Annotated in this window: 16 protein-coding genes; 9 read left to right on the top strand and 7 right to left on the bottom strand. The window is 41.9% G+C overall.

The window, feature by feature from the left end; genetic code table 11:
• The first annotated feature begins 165 nt into the window (after positions 1 to 165).
• Positions 166 to 903, top strand: a complete 738-nt coding sequence (locus tag IEY42_RS09365) for a YciK family oxidoreductase (protein ID WP_188924993.1) — start codon at positions 166 to 168, stop codon at positions 901 to 903.
• Between the two features lie 63 nt (positions 904 to 966).
• On the opposite strand, the gene IEY42_RS09360 is transcribed toward IEY42_RS09365, so the two are convergent.
• The 6 genes from IEY42_RS09360 to pspA form a co-directional block, all read right to left on the bottom strand.
• Positions 967 to 1,311 carry a ComEA family DNA-binding protein gene (locus IEY42_RS09360; protein ID WP_188924992.1) on the bottom strand — a complete coding sequence of 115 codons (345 nt, stop codon included), beginning with the start codon at positions 1,309 to 1,311 and terminating at the stop codon, positions 967 to 969.
• A gap of 160 nt (positions 1,312 to 1,471) precedes the next feature.
• Complete coding sequence (locus tag IEY42_RS09355) at positions 1,472 to 2,557, bottom strand: TIGR01620 family protein (RefSeq protein WP_188924991.1); 1,086 nt, start codon at positions 2,555 to 2,557, stop codon at positions 1,472 to 1,474.
• Between the two features lie 23 nt (positions 2,558 to 2,580).
• Positions 2,581 to 4,023, bottom strand: a complete 1,443-nt coding sequence (locus IEY42_RS09350; protein ID WP_188924990.1) for a YcjX family GTP-binding protein — start codon at positions 4,021 to 4,023, stop codon at positions 2,581 to 2,583.
• 68 nt (positions 4,024 to 4,091) lie between these two features.
• Positions 4,092 to 4,487, bottom strand: coding sequence for an envelope stress response membrane protein PspC (gene pspC / locus IEY42_RS09345; RefSeq protein WP_188919167.1), 396 nt, complete (start codon positions 4,485 to 4,487; stop codon positions 4,092 to 4,094).
• Positions 4,474 to 4,713 carry an envelope stress response membrane protein PspB gene (gene pspB / locus IEY42_RS09340; RefSeq protein WP_188919169.1) on the bottom strand — a complete coding sequence of 80 codons (240 nt, stop codon included), beginning with the start codon at positions 4,711 to 4,713 and terminating at the stop codon, positions 4,474 to 4,476. The genes pspC and pspB overlap by 14 nt, the downstream gene beginning before the upstream one ends.
• A 21-nt stretch (positions 4,714 to 4,734) precedes the next feature.
• Positions 4,735 to 5,418, bottom strand: a complete 684-nt coding sequence (gene pspA / locus IEY42_RS09335; RefSeq protein WP_188924989.1) for a phage shock protein PspA — start codon at positions 5,416 to 5,418, stop codon at positions 4,735 to 4,737.
• Positions 5,419 to 5,610: 192 nt separating this feature from the next.
• Between pspA and pspF the strand changes: the two genes are divergently transcribed.
• The 7 genes from pspF to fabV all read left to right on the top strand — a co-directional run bounded on the left by pspF (position 5,611) and on the right by fabV (position 13,383).
• The gene (gene pspF, locus IEY42_RS09330) at positions 5,611 to 6,681 is read left to right on the top strand and encodes a phage shock protein operon transcriptional activator (protein ID WP_188924988.1); all 1,071 of its coding nucleotides are present in this window, start codon (positions 5,611 to 5,613) and stop codon (positions 6,679 to 6,681) included.
• A gap of 83 nt (positions 6,682 to 6,764) precedes the next feature.
• Positions 6,765 to 8,390 (top strand): ABC transporter substrate-binding protein, encoded by a 1,626-nt coding sequence (locus IEY42_RS09325; protein WP_188924987.1) that lies wholly within the window; start codon positions 6,765 to 6,767, stop codon positions 8,388 to 8,390.
• Positions 8,391 to 9,422: an ABC transporter permease gene (locus tag IEY42_RS09320; protein ID WP_188924986.1), complete on the top strand. Its 1,032-nt coding sequence runs from the start codon at positions 8,391 to 8,393 to the stop codon at positions 9,420 to 9,422.
• Complete coding sequence (locus tag IEY42_RS09315) at positions 9,409 to 10,299, top strand: ABC transporter permease subunit (RefSeq protein ID WP_188924985.1); 891 nt, start codon at positions 9,409 to 9,411, stop codon at positions 10,297 to 10,299. The genes IEY42_RS09320 and IEY42_RS09315 overlap by 14 nt, the downstream gene beginning before the upstream one ends.
• A 2-nt stretch (positions 10,300 to 10,301) precedes the next feature.
• Positions 10,302 to 11,309, top strand: a complete 1,008-nt coding sequence (locus IEY42_RS09310; RefSeq protein ID WP_188924984.1) for an oligopeptide/dipeptide ABC transporter ATP-binding protein — start codon at positions 10,302 to 10,304, stop codon at positions 11,307 to 11,309.
• Positions 11,290 to 12,075 carry a peptide ABC transporter ATP-binding protein gene (locus IEY42_RS09305; RefSeq protein WP_188919183.1) on the top strand — a complete coding sequence of 262 codons (786 nt, stop codon included), beginning with the start codon at positions 11,290 to 11,292 and terminating at the stop codon, positions 12,073 to 12,075. The genes IEY42_RS09310 and IEY42_RS09305 overlap by 20 nt, the downstream gene beginning before the upstream one ends.
• A gap of 105 nt (positions 12,076 to 12,180) precedes the next feature.
• Positions 12,181 to 13,383, top strand: a complete 1,203-nt coding sequence (gene fabV / locus IEY42_RS09300) for an enoyl-ACP reductase FabV (RefSeq protein WP_188924983.1) — start codon at positions 12,181 to 12,183, stop codon at positions 13,381 to 13,383.
• Between the two features lie 543 nt (positions 13,384 to 13,926).
• Here the strand turns inward: fabV and IEY42_RS09295 are convergent.
• Positions 13,927 to 15,687 carry a flavocytochrome c gene (locus IEY42_RS09295; protein WP_188924982.1) on the bottom strand — a complete coding sequence of 587 codons (1,761 nt, stop codon included), beginning with the start codon at positions 15,685 to 15,687 and terminating at the stop codon, positions 13,927 to 13,929.
• A gap of 269 nt (positions 15,688 to 15,956) precedes the next feature.
• On the opposite strand from IEY42_RS09295, the gene IEY42_RS09290 reads away from it, so the two are divergent.
• The gene (locus IEY42_RS09290; protein ID WP_188924981.1) at positions 15,957 to 17,012 is read left to right on the top strand and encodes a porin; all 1,056 of its coding nucleotides are present in this window, start codon (positions 15,957 to 15,959) and stop codon (positions 17,010 to 17,012) included.
• Positions 17,013 to 17,042 lie beyond the last annotated feature (30 nt).

Raw genomic sequence — 17,042 nt, 5'->3', positions numbered from 1 at the left:
TTAACTATTCTCAAGTTAACGCAAAATTATAGAGTTAGCTACAAGTTTGTTACATACAAATGACGTATTCGCATACAATTATCAATCATTTGTTTCAAACGGTCGTTTAAATTATAGTCGGTTCTAGATTTGACGGGCGATTGCGCTCAGAGGAAATAATCAATCATGTTGGAATATCAAGCGGTAAAAGATTCACTCAATAACAAAACTATCTTGGTAACAGGTGCGGGTGCTGGCATTGGTCGCACCGCCGCAATTGAATATGCTAAGCATGGCGCTACGGTCATTTTGTTAGGCAAAACGGTTAAAAAACTTGAGACAGTATATGATGAAATCGTTAATGCCGGTTACCCAACACCTGCCATTGTGCCGCTTGACCTAAAAGGCGCGACTGAACAGAACTATATTGATATGGCTGAAACCATTGCAGAACAGTTTGGCCACCTTGACGGTCTTTTGCATAATGCATCAGAACTTGGTGCCCTAGGACCATTTGAGCACATTGATCTTGCTTCATTAGACGCCATCATGAAAGTCAACGTCACCGCTCAAGCTATTATGACTAAAGCCTTGTTGCCGATTATGCGCAAAGCACCCTGTGCCTCAATCATCTTTACCTCTAGTAGCGTTGGCCGTAAAGGTCGTGCATATTGGGGACCTTATGCATTTTCTAAATTTGCTACCGAAGGCATGATGCAAGTACTTGCCGATGAGTGCGATGGTACTTCTGTGAGAGTCAATACCATTAATCCGGGCGCAACCCGTACTGAAATGCGTGCAAAAGCTTACCCAGGTGAAGATCCACAGACATTAAAAACGGCACAACAAATTATGCCAACGTACCTGTTTTTAATGAGTGATGAATCCATTAATACCAATGGTCAGGCACTAAACGCACAATAATTTAATTATGCTAATAAAAAACGGAAGCCAAGGCTTCCGTTTTTTATTACTGATTAGCGCAGGCTAAAATTTGATGGTTTTGGCATTTTGACTCACCAGTTTTTCTCCCACACCTTTAACCATGGTCAATTGTTGTAAGTTTTTAAACTTACCATTTTTAGCACGGTAATCGACAATCGCTTGTGCTTTGGCTTTACCAATCCCCTTGAGCGACTGCAACTCAGTCACACTCGCCTTATTCACGTTAATGTTTTGTACTTTGGTGGATTTTTTCTCAACGGCTTTGGTTGTTTTTTTGGATACTTCGGCAACCGATTTGGTTTTAGTTGAGTCTGCAGCAAAAGATGAGGTGCTAAAAAAACAACATAAGCACATAAATACTGCAGTTAATGTTAATGATGACTTCATTAGAGTCTCCTTGTTTCGTATTTTGCTGGTGTCGGTCCTATTTTTTACGACATAGTCCATAATCCAGCCCGAAGATTCAGAACGCTATTCCGTTTCCGAATCGGAGACTAACTTTAGTCAACAACCCTCAATTGTACATAAAAAACACAATTCGCTAATATTAACGCTTCACTTTGTCCTCAGACTTTACTTTTTTACTGGCCATTATTGATGAGGTAAACTGAGTCAATTCACCCAATAAGTGTTGATGCACCTGAGTTAATTTGGGTTTGTTGTTTGAAGTAAACGCAATGGGACGGCATAAATTCATGGCCTGATACCCTAGCCTAGCGGTTAATAAGCCGCCACCAAGACCTTGAGCGATGCGGGTTGATAGTTTGCCGGTCATTTCTACTGACAATAACTGGGTTCCCAAATCGGTAATTACTTCAGTGCTACCTGCATAGATGACATTAACAATGATACTGCGAATAAGTTTAATCCGGCTCCAATAACCTAACTCAATGCCATAAATAGCAGCCACTTCATTGATCATTTTTTGATTGCGCCACAAAATAATCGCCATATCCAGCGCAGCCAAAGGACTTGCAGCCAAGAGTAATGCCGATTCAGCAGCAAATCGATTTACCCTTTTTTTCGCTAATAAATCACGTTCACTCAAAACAATCTTGTCGAACAACATAACCATTTCTGCATCATTGTGTTCTTTATTGCTGGCCTGAATATACTGTTGTTTTGCTTCTGAATTGGGATATTTCGCCAAAATTGGCGAAATAAACTTATTGGCTTCGCCCATTTGCATACTTTGCGACAAACGCTCTGCTCTTGCCTGATGATCAGCGACTTTTTTTAGATTGGCTAACTTGCGCCATTCTTTAATCACACCGACCCCAGCCCATAGACTCACAATGCCCAAGACTGTGGCATAAAAACCAAATAACCAGGGGCTTTGATTAAATGATTCCATTAACCCTAATGCTGTTTGTACCACAGCTAAAAGCCCTACACTGATTAGCGATAACACCGCTAGTTTTGACCAACGTTTAGGTTTGCTGGGCGCAATACTGTCGCTAATAGACTCGGGTAATTCCGCTAAGGTTTGCTCACACACAAACTCAACCTCACTGAAAGATTGAGTGGGTTTGATTGTCTCTGCTGATTGATTGGCTTGTGGCTCATCGATAAGATCGGTGTCATTAAAGACTTGCGATTTTTTTAGCCCTGAAGCGTTATTTGCCTGATTCATAAAAGATACTCACACTCATGCCACTAGGTTAATTTGTCGCCTAATAAAAACTCTAAAAGATGGTCAAGACGTATATGCTCAAACTTAGGATGAGCTTCATTTAAATGACTGATATTAGGTGGTAAAAATGAATTAAAATTAAATCCCTGTTGCTGCCAAAATGCGGTATCTGGCAAGGTTGTCGGCACATCTCCCGGATAAACGGTAATTTGCTTACCTTCTAAGCCCGTACCTTTAACCACCTCTTGCTGACCATTGTCGGTATTGACCATGCCATGCTGCGTCGCCTTAATCGCACTGATGGCCATAGTTTCAACTTCACTGCCTTCAAAATTAGCGTAATGCTGACTTTGCTGCAGCATGGCCGTTAATAAACTCAACACATGGCTTTGCTGATCTCGTGTCACCCGGTCTACCTGGCTCGCGGCAAATAATACTTTGTCGATACGGGGTGAAAACAACCGCTTAATCAAGCTCGACTGACCAAACTGAAAGCTTTCCATAATGCTATTTAATGCACGCCCCATATCATTAAATTGTGCTTGGCCATGATTTAACGCATTTAAGCAATCCACCAGCACTAACTGACGGTCAAAACGTGAAAAATAATCGCGATAAAATGGCTTAACCACCTGAGAGACATACTGCTCATAACGGCGCTTTAATACGTGATAATGAGAGTCATTAGGGCTTGCTGCCAACTCTGAATGGTTTAATGGGCTCAGTGACAATAACGGAAAAAAAGCCAGTAATGGCGTGTTTTCATACTCGCCGGGTAATAGCATACGCCCTGGCTGAGCATGATAAAATCCTTGCTTTCGAACTAAGTCAACGAGCAAATTTTGGTAAAGATCGGCGACATATTTGAGTTGCTGCTCATCTGCGACTTCAGCTAAGTTTAATTTGTTCACTGCCTGGGTAAATTCGTCATAACAAGGAGAACAACTCAAGCACGCCACATTTTGCTGCTGTGAAAGACACCAGTGAGTAAAGTCATGTTTTAGCATCGGCAAATCGAGTAGCCACTCACCTGGATAATCAACAATATCCACATACAAGGTGGCGGTGTCAGTTAATTTGGCCAATATGCCTTGTTGAGGTTGGTACTTTATGGCCAAACGTAATTCAGTAATCGTTCGCGTCGATGCTGGCCATTTAGGCGGTGAGGAATTTAATGCATTCATTGAACCCTGATAGTCAAAACTGGCGATATCTAGGTCAGGCTGCATAGCCCGCTGCACGCCAATTAATCGACCTTCTCTGGCAACTTGCCATAATGGTAATGGATTGTGTTTATTGCCTTTACCAGCATGCAATAGTTGATTCACTAGACCACTGATGAATGCAGTTTTTCCTGCACCAGATAAACCAGTAACCGCCAATCTAACATGGCGATCGGTACTACGGTGTACAAGAGATTGTGCAGTTTGGCTGACTTTGAACAAGGAACGATCTAAAAAGTTCATGGTAGCTGACAGCTCCTAAATCTAGGTTAATCATAAAACTAGGGCGGTAAACCGCCCATTTAGAATCATTAAAGACTATTGATTTCCCGTTTTAAGTCAAAGCTATCTGACGTAACGTGTTTCTCTAGTCGCTGTAATCGAGTTTCAAGTCCATTAAACTGGCGACTGACATCAAATAAGGCACGTTTTGCTGGCTCACCGGCTTGCCATACCTTCTTTTTAACTTCGATGTCTTTGTGTTGTTCGTCATATTCTAATGCCTGTGGTTTGACATCTAGTATCATCCACAGCGCAATATAAATCACAAACACCACACCGGTACCACCAAGGAGAAATATCGATACCGCTAACACGCGCACTAACCAGGTTTCAAAGTTAAAATAGTCAGCAATACCCGAACATACTCCCGCTATTTTACCACTCTTAGGATTGCGGTATAACGTACGACCGTTAGTTGTGCCCATGTTTCGCCCTCCACTCTGGTGAATCAGTATCTAAAATTGCTTCTAAGGTTTCTATGCGATGGCTCATTTTTTCAGCTTTCGCAATTAAATCATTCAACTGGCCAAATTCTTCCTCTGTGAGTCCTTGGCTCACTTGTCGCTTACTGCGGTAGTGAAGAATCAACCAAATGGGCGCCACAATTACTAAAAATATGATAATTGGTGCAATAAGAAGATCCATGTCCATAACTCACCTCTGAAAAAATTATTATGCTTTTGATTTAGGTTGTTTTTTTGCGTTTACTTTGGCTTTAAGTGCAGCTAATTCATCATTAACAGCATCTTCAGCTTCAAGGGCGGCAAATTCATCTGCAAGTGAATCTTTTTTACCTAAGTCATATGATTCTACTTGAGCTTCTAGGCCTTCTACACGGCGCTCGTATTGCTCAAACTTCATCATTGCATCATCAATTTTACTTGAATCAAGCTGCTTTTTAACTTCTAAACGCGAAGTGGCAGTTTGCTTACGCATAATAATGGTCTTTTGACGAGCACGGGCATCATTCAATTTTTCTTGAAGTTGTGCCACTTCATCTTTTAAACGCGTGATATGTTCTTCAACGACTTGCAATTCCATTTCAAGTGTTTCAAGCAAACCAACGGTTTTTTGCTTTTCAATTAAGGCCGCTTTAGCTAAGTCTTCACGATCTTTCGATAATGCTAACTCTGCTTTGTTTTGCCAATCTTGAACTTGTTCTTGTACTCGACCGATACGACGAAGTAATTCTTTTTTCTCGGCCAACACTCGGGCTGAGGTTGAACGAACTTCGACTAACGTGTCTTCCATTTCTTGAATGATCAGACGTACCATTTTTTCTGGATCTTCTGCTTTATCAAGTATTGCACTGATATTTGAATTAACGATATCTGCAAAGCGAGAGAAAATTCCCATAATATATTCCTCAAAAATTAACGTGGATGTCGCAATAGGTACTACACATTGCGTGCCAACTTTTAAAAACTAAACAATATTAACGAGTTATACAAATATTTAACTTTTACTTTCATTTATTAACTAAGCCATCTATTATGATTTTCACCAATTATTAGTCTAATTCACTAACAATTTTGCGAGTAAGCTACTGTGAGCAAACAATACCAACAAGATAATCTCATCGGCCAGTCTAATGCATTACTCGAAGTATTAGAGCATGTGTCTAAAATTGCGCCCCTCTCAAAGCCCGTACTTATCATTGGTGAGCGCGGCACAGGTAAAGAGTTAATTGCCGAGCGGCTACATTATTTGTCAGCGCGTTGGGATCAAAGCTTTATTAAGCTTAATTGCTCATCGTTAAGTGAAAACTTACTCGAAAGTGAACTGTTTGGCCATGAGTCTGGTGCATTTACAGGTGCAAAAGGTAAACATGAAGGCCGCTTTGAGCGAGCCGATGGTGGCACATTGTTTTTAGATGAGCTGGCCAATACCTCAGGGCTTATTCAAGAAAAACTATTACGGGTCATTGAATACGGCGAATTTGAACGTGTCGGTGGCAGTAAAACAGTACAGTCTGATGTACGACTCATTTGCGCAGCCAACGAAGACTTACCGTCATTAGCCGACAGCGGCGAGTTTAGAGCCGATTTATTAGACCGCTTAGCGTTTGATGTAATTACCTTACCGCCACTGCGTTGCCGTACTGAAGATATTATGCCTTTAGCACAACACTTTGCTGTGAGTATGGCCAGACAACTCGGACTTGAATATTTTGGCGGATTTGGCGCCATCGCCATTGAGCAACTAATGATGCACAATTGGCCCGGTAATATCCGCGAATTAAAAAACGTGGTTGAGCGCAGTGTGTACCGCGAAGGTTCTGAAGGCCAAGAAATTGACCAGATTACTTTAGACCCTTTTGCATCACCTTATCGCCCAACGGGTCGAATTAAAACCCGCGAACGCCAAGTGCAACCAGTAGAATTGCCTGCAGCGCCTGTCGATACAGACGAAGAAACTCTGCCAGTTCCTCTCACTCACAGCAATATTGAGTTTCCGATAAACTTTAAAGAATACACTGAAAATGCAGAAATAGACTTACTGCAACGCGCGCTAGCTGAAGGGCAATACAACCAGAAAAAAACCGCAGATTTATTAGGGTTAAGCTACCATCAGCTCAGGGGCATTTTGAAAAAGTACAACTTGCTAGACAAGTCGTAAATGAACTCATGCATCTACGATTGCTCAGCTCGTATGAACACTGTTAAAATGCCCCCTCAAAGTCGAAAAAAAATGATCACACCATGCCTGTTATAGTAAAACGCTGGTATCAGCTGATTTCCTTATGTATTTCTAGCACCTTGCTGGCAGCATGCGGACAAGCACAATTGCCTTCTGGGTTGGTATATTGCAGCGAAGGTAACCCTGAGACCTTTAATCCCCAGCTAGTCACCTCTGGCACCACTATCGATGCGACTTCACACCAAATCTATAGCCAGCTAGTGAATTACAGCCAGGCCAAAACGGAGATTATCCCAGGACTGGCCACGCAATGGTCAATCTCAGAAGATGGTCTCAGTTACCAATTTACCTTACGTGAGCATGTGAGTTTTCATAAAACGAGTCGCTTTGCCCCATCAAGGGACTTTAATGCTGACGATGTGTTGTTTTCGTTTAATCGTATTATTGACCCATTACACCCTTACCATTTAGTCAGCAGAACTGGTTATCCGTTTTTTCAAAGCATTGGTTTTGATAACCTTATCGAGTCGATAGAGAAGGTAAATGATTATCAGGTAATCTTTCATTTAACGCGCAAAGATGCCTCGTTCTTAGCCAACTTGGCCACCGACTTTGCGGTCATTTTATCGGCCGAATACGGTTATCAATTACTGACCCAAGGCACACCAGAAGACATAGATTATTTTGCGGTAGGCACTGGGCCATTTCAGCTTACTCAATATGTTAAAAATGAATATATCCGCTTTAAAAAGCACCCTGTATATTGGGGCCCTACGGTCGAACTTGACCAATTAGTGTTTGATATCACGCCAAGAAGCACATCGCGAATAGCTAAGCTCATTACTGGAGATTGCAGCGTATCGGCGTTGCCTAAAGCGGCTGAATTAACGGTTGTCGCTGAACATCCTGATGTAGTGGTTGATGCGAAACCGGGCTTAAATGTGTCATTTTGGGCATTCAACACTCAAAAGCCACCATTAGATGATGTCCGTGTAAGACGTGCACTAGCCCATGCAATTGATAAGAAAAATATTCTCGAAGCGGTATACAACGACACAGCCGTTGAAGCCACAGGCGTATTACCTCCGGCGTCGTGGGCCTATTCTAAAAACTTATCACCGAATGAATATAACCCTCAAAAAGCCATTGAGTTACTCAAGCAAGCTGGGATTAATAAGTTATCCATTAATGTGTGGGCAATGCCGGTTGCACGAATTTATAACCCAAGCGCGCTGAAAACCGCTGAACTTATCCAAGCAGATTTAGCTCGAATAGGCGTAAAGCTTAATATCATTAGCTATGATTGGAGTGTATTTGTACAAAAGTTATCAGCATCTAACTACGACTCAGTATTAATTGGTTGGAATGCTGATAACAGCGACCCAGATAACTTTTTTACACCGTTATTAAGTTGTGCGGCATTAGCCTCAAACAATAACCGTTCTCGTTGGTGCCAAAAGGATTTCAAACATTTACTCACCCAGGCACAAAGTGTTACCTCACAGCCAGAACGCAAAGCATTTTATCAGTCTGCTGAAGCCATTATTAACGATCAAGTTCCCATGGTTACGTTAGCCCATGCCAAAAAAGTGGTGTTGAAAAAGAACAATATTACTGCAATGCAAATTCGCCCTTATGGTGGAATTTCATTTGCCAAAGCCATACAAACAACAGAGGAAGGCGAATAAATGTGGCGTTATTTTTTTAGACGCATCACCCTGTTTTTGGCGACCTCTTTGGTGATGATAGCGGTCTTGTTTATTGCTACTGGGTTATTTCCAGCCAATAAAGCCTATTCGTTGTCGGGCATTCAATACCCTACCGCTGAGCAGCAACGCCAAATAGTAACCGACTATCAACTTAATGATAATCAACTATTGCAGTTTACCGCTTATCTTCGTCAGCGTTTATCGGGTAATCTAGGCATCTCCAGTAATTCGCAGCAAGCTGTTGCAGGCGAATTAGCGTCAGTGTTGCCCGCATCACTTGAACTGTCGCTTTTTTCAGGCTTCATTGCGGTGGTTTTTGGTGTACCTCTTGGTGTAATTGCTGCGTTAAGCCGAAATAAAGCGCTGCAACGTAGTATTTTAGCCTTTACGCTCACTGGTTATTCTATCCCAGTATTTTGGTTGGGGCTCACGCTCGCCATGTGGTTTGGGGTTGATTTAGGTTGGTTACCGATTTCTGGGCAAATTAACTTATTATACGAAATCGAGCCGGTCACCGGCTTTATGTTAATTGATACATTAATGTCTGAATCAACGTATCGCATTCCTGCTTTTCATGACGCGTTATTACACTTAATTTTGCCTGCTGTCACACTCGCTGTATTGCCATTTACACTCGTAGTTCGTATTACTCGCCAGGCTGTTATTAATGTCATGAATCAAACTTACATTCGCGCAGCAGAAGCTCGCGGATTACACACGTTTAAAATTTTAGTCCGCCATGTTATGCCTAATGCTTTAATTCCTGTATTAAAAAGCATTGGCTTAATGCTGGGTTCATTTGCCAGCTATGGCATCGTAGTTGAAGTGATATTTTCATGGCCAGGTGTCGGCAGCTGGTTAGTGTCAGGTATTTATCAACGCGACTATACTGTGATTCAAGCAGGTATCTTATCTGTGTCGTTATTGATTATCTTTTTAAGTATTTTAATTGACTTAATGCACACCTTAATCAATCCGATAAGTAGAAAGGACTTATATGCCGCGCATTAAAATCTACCACGAAGACCATATAGACTCGCCAATGTGGCGCTTATGGAACAGCTTCTCGGCAAATCCATTTGCGGTGATTGGCTTATGGGCTGTAATTTTTTTATTGGTCCTGACCATTTTTGCACCGCTTATTGCCCCATACTCTGCAGAAACACAAGACCAACAAGTGTTGTTATTACCGCCGTCTTGGGATCCTGCTGGCAGTGTTGAACACTTTTTAGGCACCGATGATTTAGGTCGTGATATTTTTAGCCGTATTTTGCATGGAGTACAACTGACTTTTGGCATGTCATTATTGATTGTGGCGGTGTCGTTGTTTTTCGGGTTTATCATTGGTTCTCTATCAGGCATGATGCACGGCATAAAATCGAGTGTATTAAGTCACTTGCTTGATGCACTACTTTCTATCCCCTCACTACTGATGGCTATTTTGGTGGTTGCGGTGATGGGACCTGGACTGAACAATGTATTTTGGGGTGTCGGTATTGCGATGATCCCGCAATTTGTTCGCGCTATTCATCAAGCGGTTCACGAAGAATTACAAAAAGAATACGTTACCGCGGCTAAATTAGATGGTGCCAATTCGTTCCAGGTTTTTTTGTATGTCATTATGCCTAACGTTTGGGACGTAGTGATTATTCAGGTCACAATGGCAATCTCTGCAGCCATACTCGACATCGCGGCACTGGGTTTTTTAAATTTAGGAGCACAGGCACCCAGCCCTGAATGGGGCGCCATGGTGGCACAAGGGCTGGATAACTTATTACTTGCCCCCTGGACAGTCACCATACCTGGAGTGGCCATTTTATTTACGGTGTTGTCGGTAAATTTAGTCGGTGACGGTTTACGCTCAGCTCTTGCGCCAATAAGAAATTAACTATGCCATTACTCGACGTGCGTAACCTTACCATCGAACTTGATACCCCACAGGGTAGAGTCAAAGTACTCGAAAAAGTCAGTTTAACCATCAACCCAGGTGAGATTCATGGTTTGCTTGGTGAATCGGGCTCGGGGCGTAGCTTATTTGCAAAAGCCATTTTAGGGGTACTTGGCCCTAATTGGCACATTTTTGCAGACCGAATGATGTGGGACGGCCGCAACTTACTTGAAATGACAGCCAAAGAACGACGTTGTTTAATGGGCTGCGACATCGCAATGATATTTCAAGATCCTTCAGGCAGTTTAGACCCAGTTAAAACCATTGGCAGCCAACTTATTGAAGCCATGATGCCCAATAAGAACGTGCCCTTTTGGCGACGTAACCGCGATACCTATTTAAATGCACAAAAGTGGTTGCATAAAGTAGGCATTAAAACCCCTAAAAAATTAATGACGTGTTATCCATGGGAGCTTTCTGAAGGCGAATGCCAAAAAGTCATGATTGCCATGGCGGTGGCTAACCATCCAAAATTGTTAATTGCCGACGAGCCAACCAACTCAATGGAGTTAAACACTCAGGCACAGATTTTTAGGTTGCTATCACAGTTAAATCAATTGCAAAATGTGTCGATATTGCTGGTAAGCCACGAACTTGAAATTATGGTGAATTGGTGTGATAACCTAACCATTCTATACAGCGGTCAGGTAATGGAGTCGGGCCCTGCTGCGGCGATGGCCAAGAAGCCTTTTCATCCTTATACCCGGGCATTGTTGAAAAACTTACCCGACCATACCCAAAAAATGCGCCACAAAGCAGATTTACCCACATTGCAAGGGTCGTCACCATCAATGCAGCATTTACCTGCAGGATGTCGTCTCGGTCCACGCTGTCCTGAAGCACAACGTAAGTGTGTAAAACAGCCACATCTTGAACACATAAAAGATCGCTATTTTGCCTGCCATTTCCCTTATCAAAGTGAGCAAGAAGATGACGACGCCATTGCTTAAAGTCACCGATTTAAGTAAACAATACTTAACCGGTTATAAACGTTTCAAACCACAATACTATCAAGCTTTATCGCCAATATCATTTGAGCTTGGTCGCGGTGAAACGATGGCAATTGTCGGCTCAGTTGGCTCTGGTAAAAGTACCTTAGCTCGCATTCTAGTGGGTGCGGAACGACGCAGCGGTGGTGACATTTTCTTTGAAGGTGAAGCATTAGAAACCCGTAACCAGAAACAACGTTGTCGCTTAATTAGGATGATCTTCCAAGATCCAACCACCTCGTTAAATCCACGTTTATCGATTGGTAACTTATTAAAAGAACCTCTGCGCTTTAATACCCAGCTGAGCTCAAATGAACGTAAAACGCTGGTTTTTGAAACACTGCGTAAAGTAGGACTGTTGCCAGAACATGCCGATTTTTATCCGCATATGGTGTCTGAAGGTCAAAAACAACGTGTTGCGGTCGCGCGAGCATTAATGCTCAACCCTAAAATTATTATTGCTGACGAAGCATTAACAGCATTGGATATGTCGGTACGTTCTCAAATCATTAACCTACTGTTGAAGCTACAAAAAGAGTTGGGCTTGTCGTATATTTTTGTGTCGCACAATCTGAATATCATCCGCCATGTCAGTGATAAGATTATGGTGCTACAAAATGGTCAAATGGTGGAAAAAACCACCACTGAAGCACTGTTTAATTCCCCTCAGCATGAGTACACACAACGCCTAATCCAAGAGCAAAGTCAATTTATGCAACGACGCTAAACTGCTCCAACCACTGCGGTTTTGCCCTGTTTTTTGCAAAAATCAGTGCCATTTAGGCGTCGAACTAATTATCCTAGAGCCAATGTTAAAGGAAGAAACCAAAATATGATTATTAAACCTAAGATCCGTGGCTTTATTTGTACAACAACTCACCCTGTTGGCTGTGAAGCGAATGTCAAAGAGCAAATTGAACTCACTAAAGCCAAAGGCAAAATAACCAATGGCCCTAAAAAAGTCCTCGTTGTAGGCTCTTCTAGTGGTTATGGGTTGTCATCACGTATTGCCTCAGCATTTGGTAGTGACGCAGCGACTATCGGAGTGTTTTTTGAAAAACCAAGCTCAGAAACCAAACCTGGAACGGCTGGTTGGTACAATACAGCTGCATTCGATAAATTTGCCAAAGCTGAAGGCTTATACTCTAAAAGCATTAACTGTGACGCCTTTAGTCATGAAGCTAAGCAACAAGTCATTGAGCTTATTAAGCAAGATTTAGGTCAAATCGACATGGTGGTGTATTCATTAGCTTCACCTGTTCGTAAATTACCAGACACTGGCGAAGTCATTCGTTCATCACTAAAACCAATTGGTCAAACCTACTCTGCAACAGCAGTTGATACCAATAAAAATGCCATTATCGAAACCTCGGTAGAGCCAGCAACTGAGCAAGAGATTGCCGACACTGTAACCGTAATGGGTGGACAGGATTGGGAATTATGGATGAGCGCATTAAGTGATGCTGGCGTTTTAGCTGACGGTTGCAAAACCGTGGCTTACAGCTACATTGGTACTGAGTTAACCTGGCCAATTTACTGGCATGGTGCGTTAGGTCAAGCCAAGATGGATTTAGACCGTGCAGCACATGCGTTAAATAACCAATTAGCTGCAAAAGGTGGTTCTGCTAACGTGGCGGTACTAAAAAGTGTCGTAACCCAAGCCAGCTCAGCCATTCCTGTGATGCCACTGTACATTGCCATGGTATTTAAAAAGATGCGTCAAGAAGGCCTACACGAAGGCTGCATGGAGCAAATCTACCGTTTATTTACTGAACGTTTATACCGTGAAGATGGTCAAGCCCCTGTGGTTGATAGCGAAAACCGCCTGCGTTTAGACGATTGGGAATTACGTGAAGATATTCAGCAACATTGCCGCGATTTATGGCCACAAGTAACTACTGAAAACTTGAGCGAATTGACCGATTACAATGAATACAAAGAAGAGTTTTTAAAACTGTTTGGTTTTGGTATTGATGGTATCGATTACGAAGCAGATGTTGATCCTAACGTTAAATTTGATGTTATTGAGCTGTAATTATCAACTAGCCTCTCGTTAATTCAAGCCAGTTAACAAAAGCCGCAATGCACTGCATAGCGGCTTTTTTCATACTTAACACTCCGCCCTTGCGAATATTCTTCCTTCTTTCATATTTTTTTACCGTCGTATACCCAATCAACTTGAAGATCCGTGTTTCAGATCTTCACCGTGTTTTCAATACAGGCGCGGTAATGTAGGTACCTTATAAATTAGCGCAACAACGCTCTTGATTTAACAATAAGGGGAACACGCTGAAACGCCCAAAGGGCAAGTTTTACACGTGTTTAAGCTGCGGCTTTTGTTAATTTAGCTGATTTTGGAAAGGGAACAACCATTACTCGCAATCAATGCCTTGCTTAAACGCGTGTCAATTCTTGCTGAAATAGAGCATCTTCAGGTTGTTTTGGTATAGACGTTGCTACTCTGCTCACGAAGGTTGATCTCAACGCTCTGCCGCATAAGTCAGACATAAAAAAAGGGTTAAGCCAGATGGCTTAACCCAAAGTAACGCAAGGGATAAAGATGGAGTGTTACGGTTTACTATTTTTTCTCTAAAGCATGCTTAGCAGCATTTTCACCTGCAATACGACCAAACACAACTGTGTCAGCAATCGCATTACCACCTAGGCGGTTAAAGCCATGTAAACCACCAGTCACTTCGCCTGCAGCAAATAGACCAGACATTTTCCAGCTTTGTAGGTTTAATACGTTCGCATCAGTATCTACTGCTACACCACCCATAGTGTGGTGAATACCAGGAGCGACTTTTACAGCGTAGAAAGGAGGCTTAGTTAAGTTAAGTGGCATATCGTCACGACCAAACGCGTCGTCTTTACCCGCTGCTTGATACTTATTGTAGTCACTTGCAGTTTTAGATAATTTGCTCATACCAGTGATTTTAGCTAGCTCTTCGATAGTGTTACCTTTACTTAGCATGCCTAAGTGATCATAACCACGTACCATTTTCTTCTTAGCAACAAGTTGCTCGTCAAATACTAACCAAGCATATTGATCTTTTTGCTTTAAGATGGCATCAGATGCACGGTCACGAGTGGTTAATTCATCGATGAAACGCTCACCATCAGTGTTTACCATGATCGCACCAACACCACGTACGGTTTCAGAGATTAAGATACGGCTGTCTTTACCGATGGTAGGATGCGCTTGAACCCAGTCAATATCAGTCATTGACGCACCAATTTCTTTAGCCAGTAATATACCGTCACCAGTTGCGGTTACGTTGTTAGAGCTGGTCATGTCTTTCATTGTTGGACGGTAGTAAGCAATCATTTCTTTGTTCATGCCGTAACCACCGGTTGCTAATACGACAGAATCTGCAGCAACCATGTTGTAACCTGAATGACGACCGTGAACCACAACACCTGCAACTGACTTATCGTCATTTAATACGATTTTTTCAATTCTAGAGTTCAAACGTACATCAACATCACGTTCTTTTGCTGCTTTACGTAATGTATCAACGATGTGTGGTCCTACTGAAGCACCACCTGATGGGCGGTGAGTACGTTCAACACGAGCACCACCAGAACGTTTTAAATCGTTTAGGTTTGCACCCAATGACTCAAGCCATTTTACTGCATCAGCAGATTGTTCTGCTAAAATGTGAACTAATTTAGGATCATTTTGATAACGACCACCTTTCATGGCATCTTCGTAGTACCATTCAACTTTATCTTCAATGCCTTTTTTCTTCTGCTGTGGTGTACCAACGGCGTTAATACCACCAGCAGCTAGCATTGAGTTACCACCTGTGTATGCTGCTTTTTCAAATAAAACCACTTTTGCACCGGCCATTTTGGCAGAGATAGCAGCGTTAAAACCAGCAGAACCCGCACCGACAACAATCACATCAACTGTTTCGACAGGGCCTTTATCAATGGCTTTTTGGATTTTTTCTTGATCCCAAGCACCGTCCCACTTTTTCTTCGCTTTGGTTTCTGCAAAAGGCATTTCCATATCGAAGTTGTGACAGTTGTTACAAGTTAACTGAGGCTTATCGTGACCAGAGTGACAAGACGTACAATTAATATCACCTAGGTGAGATGTGTGTGGATCAAAATGTAATTTGTCATTTGCGAGTTCAGCATAATCACCATGGCATGATTTACACTGGGCATTTTCATGAGTTTCGCTGTCGCTCACTTTTAGCGGTTTAGTGTGGCATGACTGACAGCTGTCCATTTCGGCATGAAATGACGCTAAGTTGTCAGACTTCGCCACTGCAGCACCAGAAGATAGCATCATCACCGCCATCGCTGAGACTAAGTATTTTAGTTTCATTGTTCGTTCCTTTTCTAATTTAGATTTTTACTTGCTGTTGTTGAGTGCAAGGTTACTCACAAAGAGATATCAAAACTTAGACACACATCAAACTTGGAATTTGGTTAACTTATTGTGAAACCCTGTTCAGAGTTTCTTAAAATGCACTTAAAACTTGAGTGCTGTGACCCATGTTAGTTTTCACTCGTTAATAACTCTTTAACATTAATTCATGCTTTCACGCCAATATAGAAAGCGAATAATTTAATAACATTAATTAAAGAGAAGAGATGAACATGAATACAAAAAGACATTTAGTTTCAATAGCATTACTTTCTGCATTATCGGTAACATCACTTAATGCATTAGCTGATTCACCTAAGGCATACGGTCGCTTAGATATTGCATTAACGAATTCAGACCATGGTTTTACCACTCAAAATAAAAAAGAAGGCACGGTACTGGAAAACAACTTAAGTCGCCTTGGTGTTAAAGGTAGTGAGAAAATCAATGACGATTTTAAATTAGTTTATCAAATGGAAGTACAGGTAAATGGTGCTACCAATGAAGGCAGCGATAAAACATTTAGTGCCAGAAGTACTTATTTAGGTGTAGTGTCTGATGCCGGTACATTATTAGTCGGTCGTAACGATACAGTAATGAAATCATCTAAAGGCACTGTAGAAGCTTTTGCACTTACCAACGCGGCTTATAGCCGTATGATTGCTGGCCAAGACAGAAAAGCAGACGGCATGACCTATTACTCACCTACCATTGCCGGCTTATTTACTATCAATGGTACTTACCTAATGGATGACAACTATGAAGGTAGTGATGAAACACAATATGCCTTATCTGTTGTAGCTGGTGATAAGAAGCTGAAAAAGAGTCGTTATTACTTAGCCGCTGCCTATAATACTATTGGTGGTGTCGATGCCTATCGTGGTGTAGGCCATATCAAAATGGGCAAGTTTAAACTGGGTGGTCTATATCAACATTCAGAAAGCCAAAGTTTTGAACAAAAAGAAGGTGATTCGTATTTTGTGGCACTTGCTTACAACTTAAATGGTGTTAATTTAAAAGTAGAATACGGCAAAGATAAAGCGGGTTTTGGTAAATACTTCAAATATAATTCAGCCGTCGCGTCATCAACAGATTATAAGCAAGCAACTGATGTAGACATTAACCGATTGGTTGTTGGTGCAGATTACAAATTATCAAAATCAACCATGCTACAAGCACATTACGCTATGTATGACGGTGAATACCAAATCGATAATGCTGGTACTACCATCGACTTAGAAGACGATAACGTTGCCACTGTTGGGGTAAGATTTAACTTCTAATCCCAAACATTATATACCGCTCCCCGCAAA

It is taken from the genome of Shewanella algicola, assembly GCF_014648035.1.
Classification (GTDB): Bacteria; Pseudomonadota; Gammaproteobacteria; order Enterobacterales; family Shewanellaceae; genus Shewanella; species Shewanella algicola.
The sequence above is the reverse complement of the archived record's forward strand: the minus strand, read 5'-3'. Positions and strand labels throughout refer to the sequence as shown.

Bases quoted from the DNA above. Each gene is read 5' to 3' on its own strand.
- IEY42_RS09365 (WP_188924993.1), top strand. From the start codon at position 166: ATGTTGGAATATCAAGCGGTAAAAGATTCACTCAATAACAAAACTATC.
- IEY42_RS09360 (WP_188924992.1), bottom strand. From the start codon at position 1,311: ATGAAGTCATCATTAACATTAACTGCAGTATTTATGTGCTTATGTTGT.
- IEY42_RS09355 (WP_188924991.1), bottom strand. From the start codon at position 2,557: ATGAATCAGGCAAATAACGCTTCAGGGCTAAAAAAATCGCAAGTCTTT.
- IEY42_RS09350 (WP_188924990.1), bottom strand. From the start codon at position 4,023: ATGAACTTTTTAGATCGTTCCTTGTTCAAAGTCAGCCAAACTGCACAA.
- pspC (WP_188919167.1), bottom strand. From the start codon at position 4,487: ATGGGCACAACTAACGGTCGTACGTTATACCGCAATCCTAAGAGTGGT.
- pspB (WP_188919169.1), bottom strand. From the start codon at position 4,713: ATGGACATGGATCTTCTTATTGCACCAATTATCATATTTTTAGTAATT.
- pspA (WP_188924989.1), bottom strand. From the start codon at position 5,418: ATGGGAATTTTCTCTCGCTTTGCAGATATCGTTAATTCAAATATCAGT.
- IEY42_RS09325 (WP_188924987.1), top strand. From the start codon at position 6,765: ATGCCTGTTATAGTAAAACGCTGGTATCAGCTGATTTCCTTATGTATT.
- IEY42_RS09320 (WP_188924986.1), top strand. From the start codon at position 8,391: ATGTGGCGTTATTTTTTTAGACGCATCACCCTGTTTTTGGCGACCTCT.
- IEY42_RS09315 (WP_188924985.1), top strand. From the start codon at position 9,409: ATGCCGCGCATTAAAATCTACCACGAAGACCATATAGACTCGCCAATG.
- IEY42_RS09310 (WP_188924984.1), top strand. From the start codon at position 10,302: ATGCCATTACTCGACGTGCGTAACCTTACCATCGAACTTGATACCCCA.
- IEY42_RS09305 (WP_188919183.1), top strand. From the start codon at position 11,290: ATGACGACGCCATTGCTTAAAGTCACCGATTTAAGTAAACAATACTTA.
- fabV (WP_188924983.1), top strand. From the start codon at position 12,181: ATGATTATTAAACCTAAGATCCGTGGCTTTATTTGTACAACAACTCAC.
- IEY42_RS09295 (WP_188924982.1), bottom strand. From the start codon at position 15,687: ATGAAACTAAAATACTTAGTCTCAGCGATGGCGGTGATGATGCTATCT.
- IEY42_RS09290 (WP_188924981.1), top strand. From the start codon at position 15,957: ATGAACATGAATACAAAAAGACATTTAGTTTCAATAGCATTACTTTCT.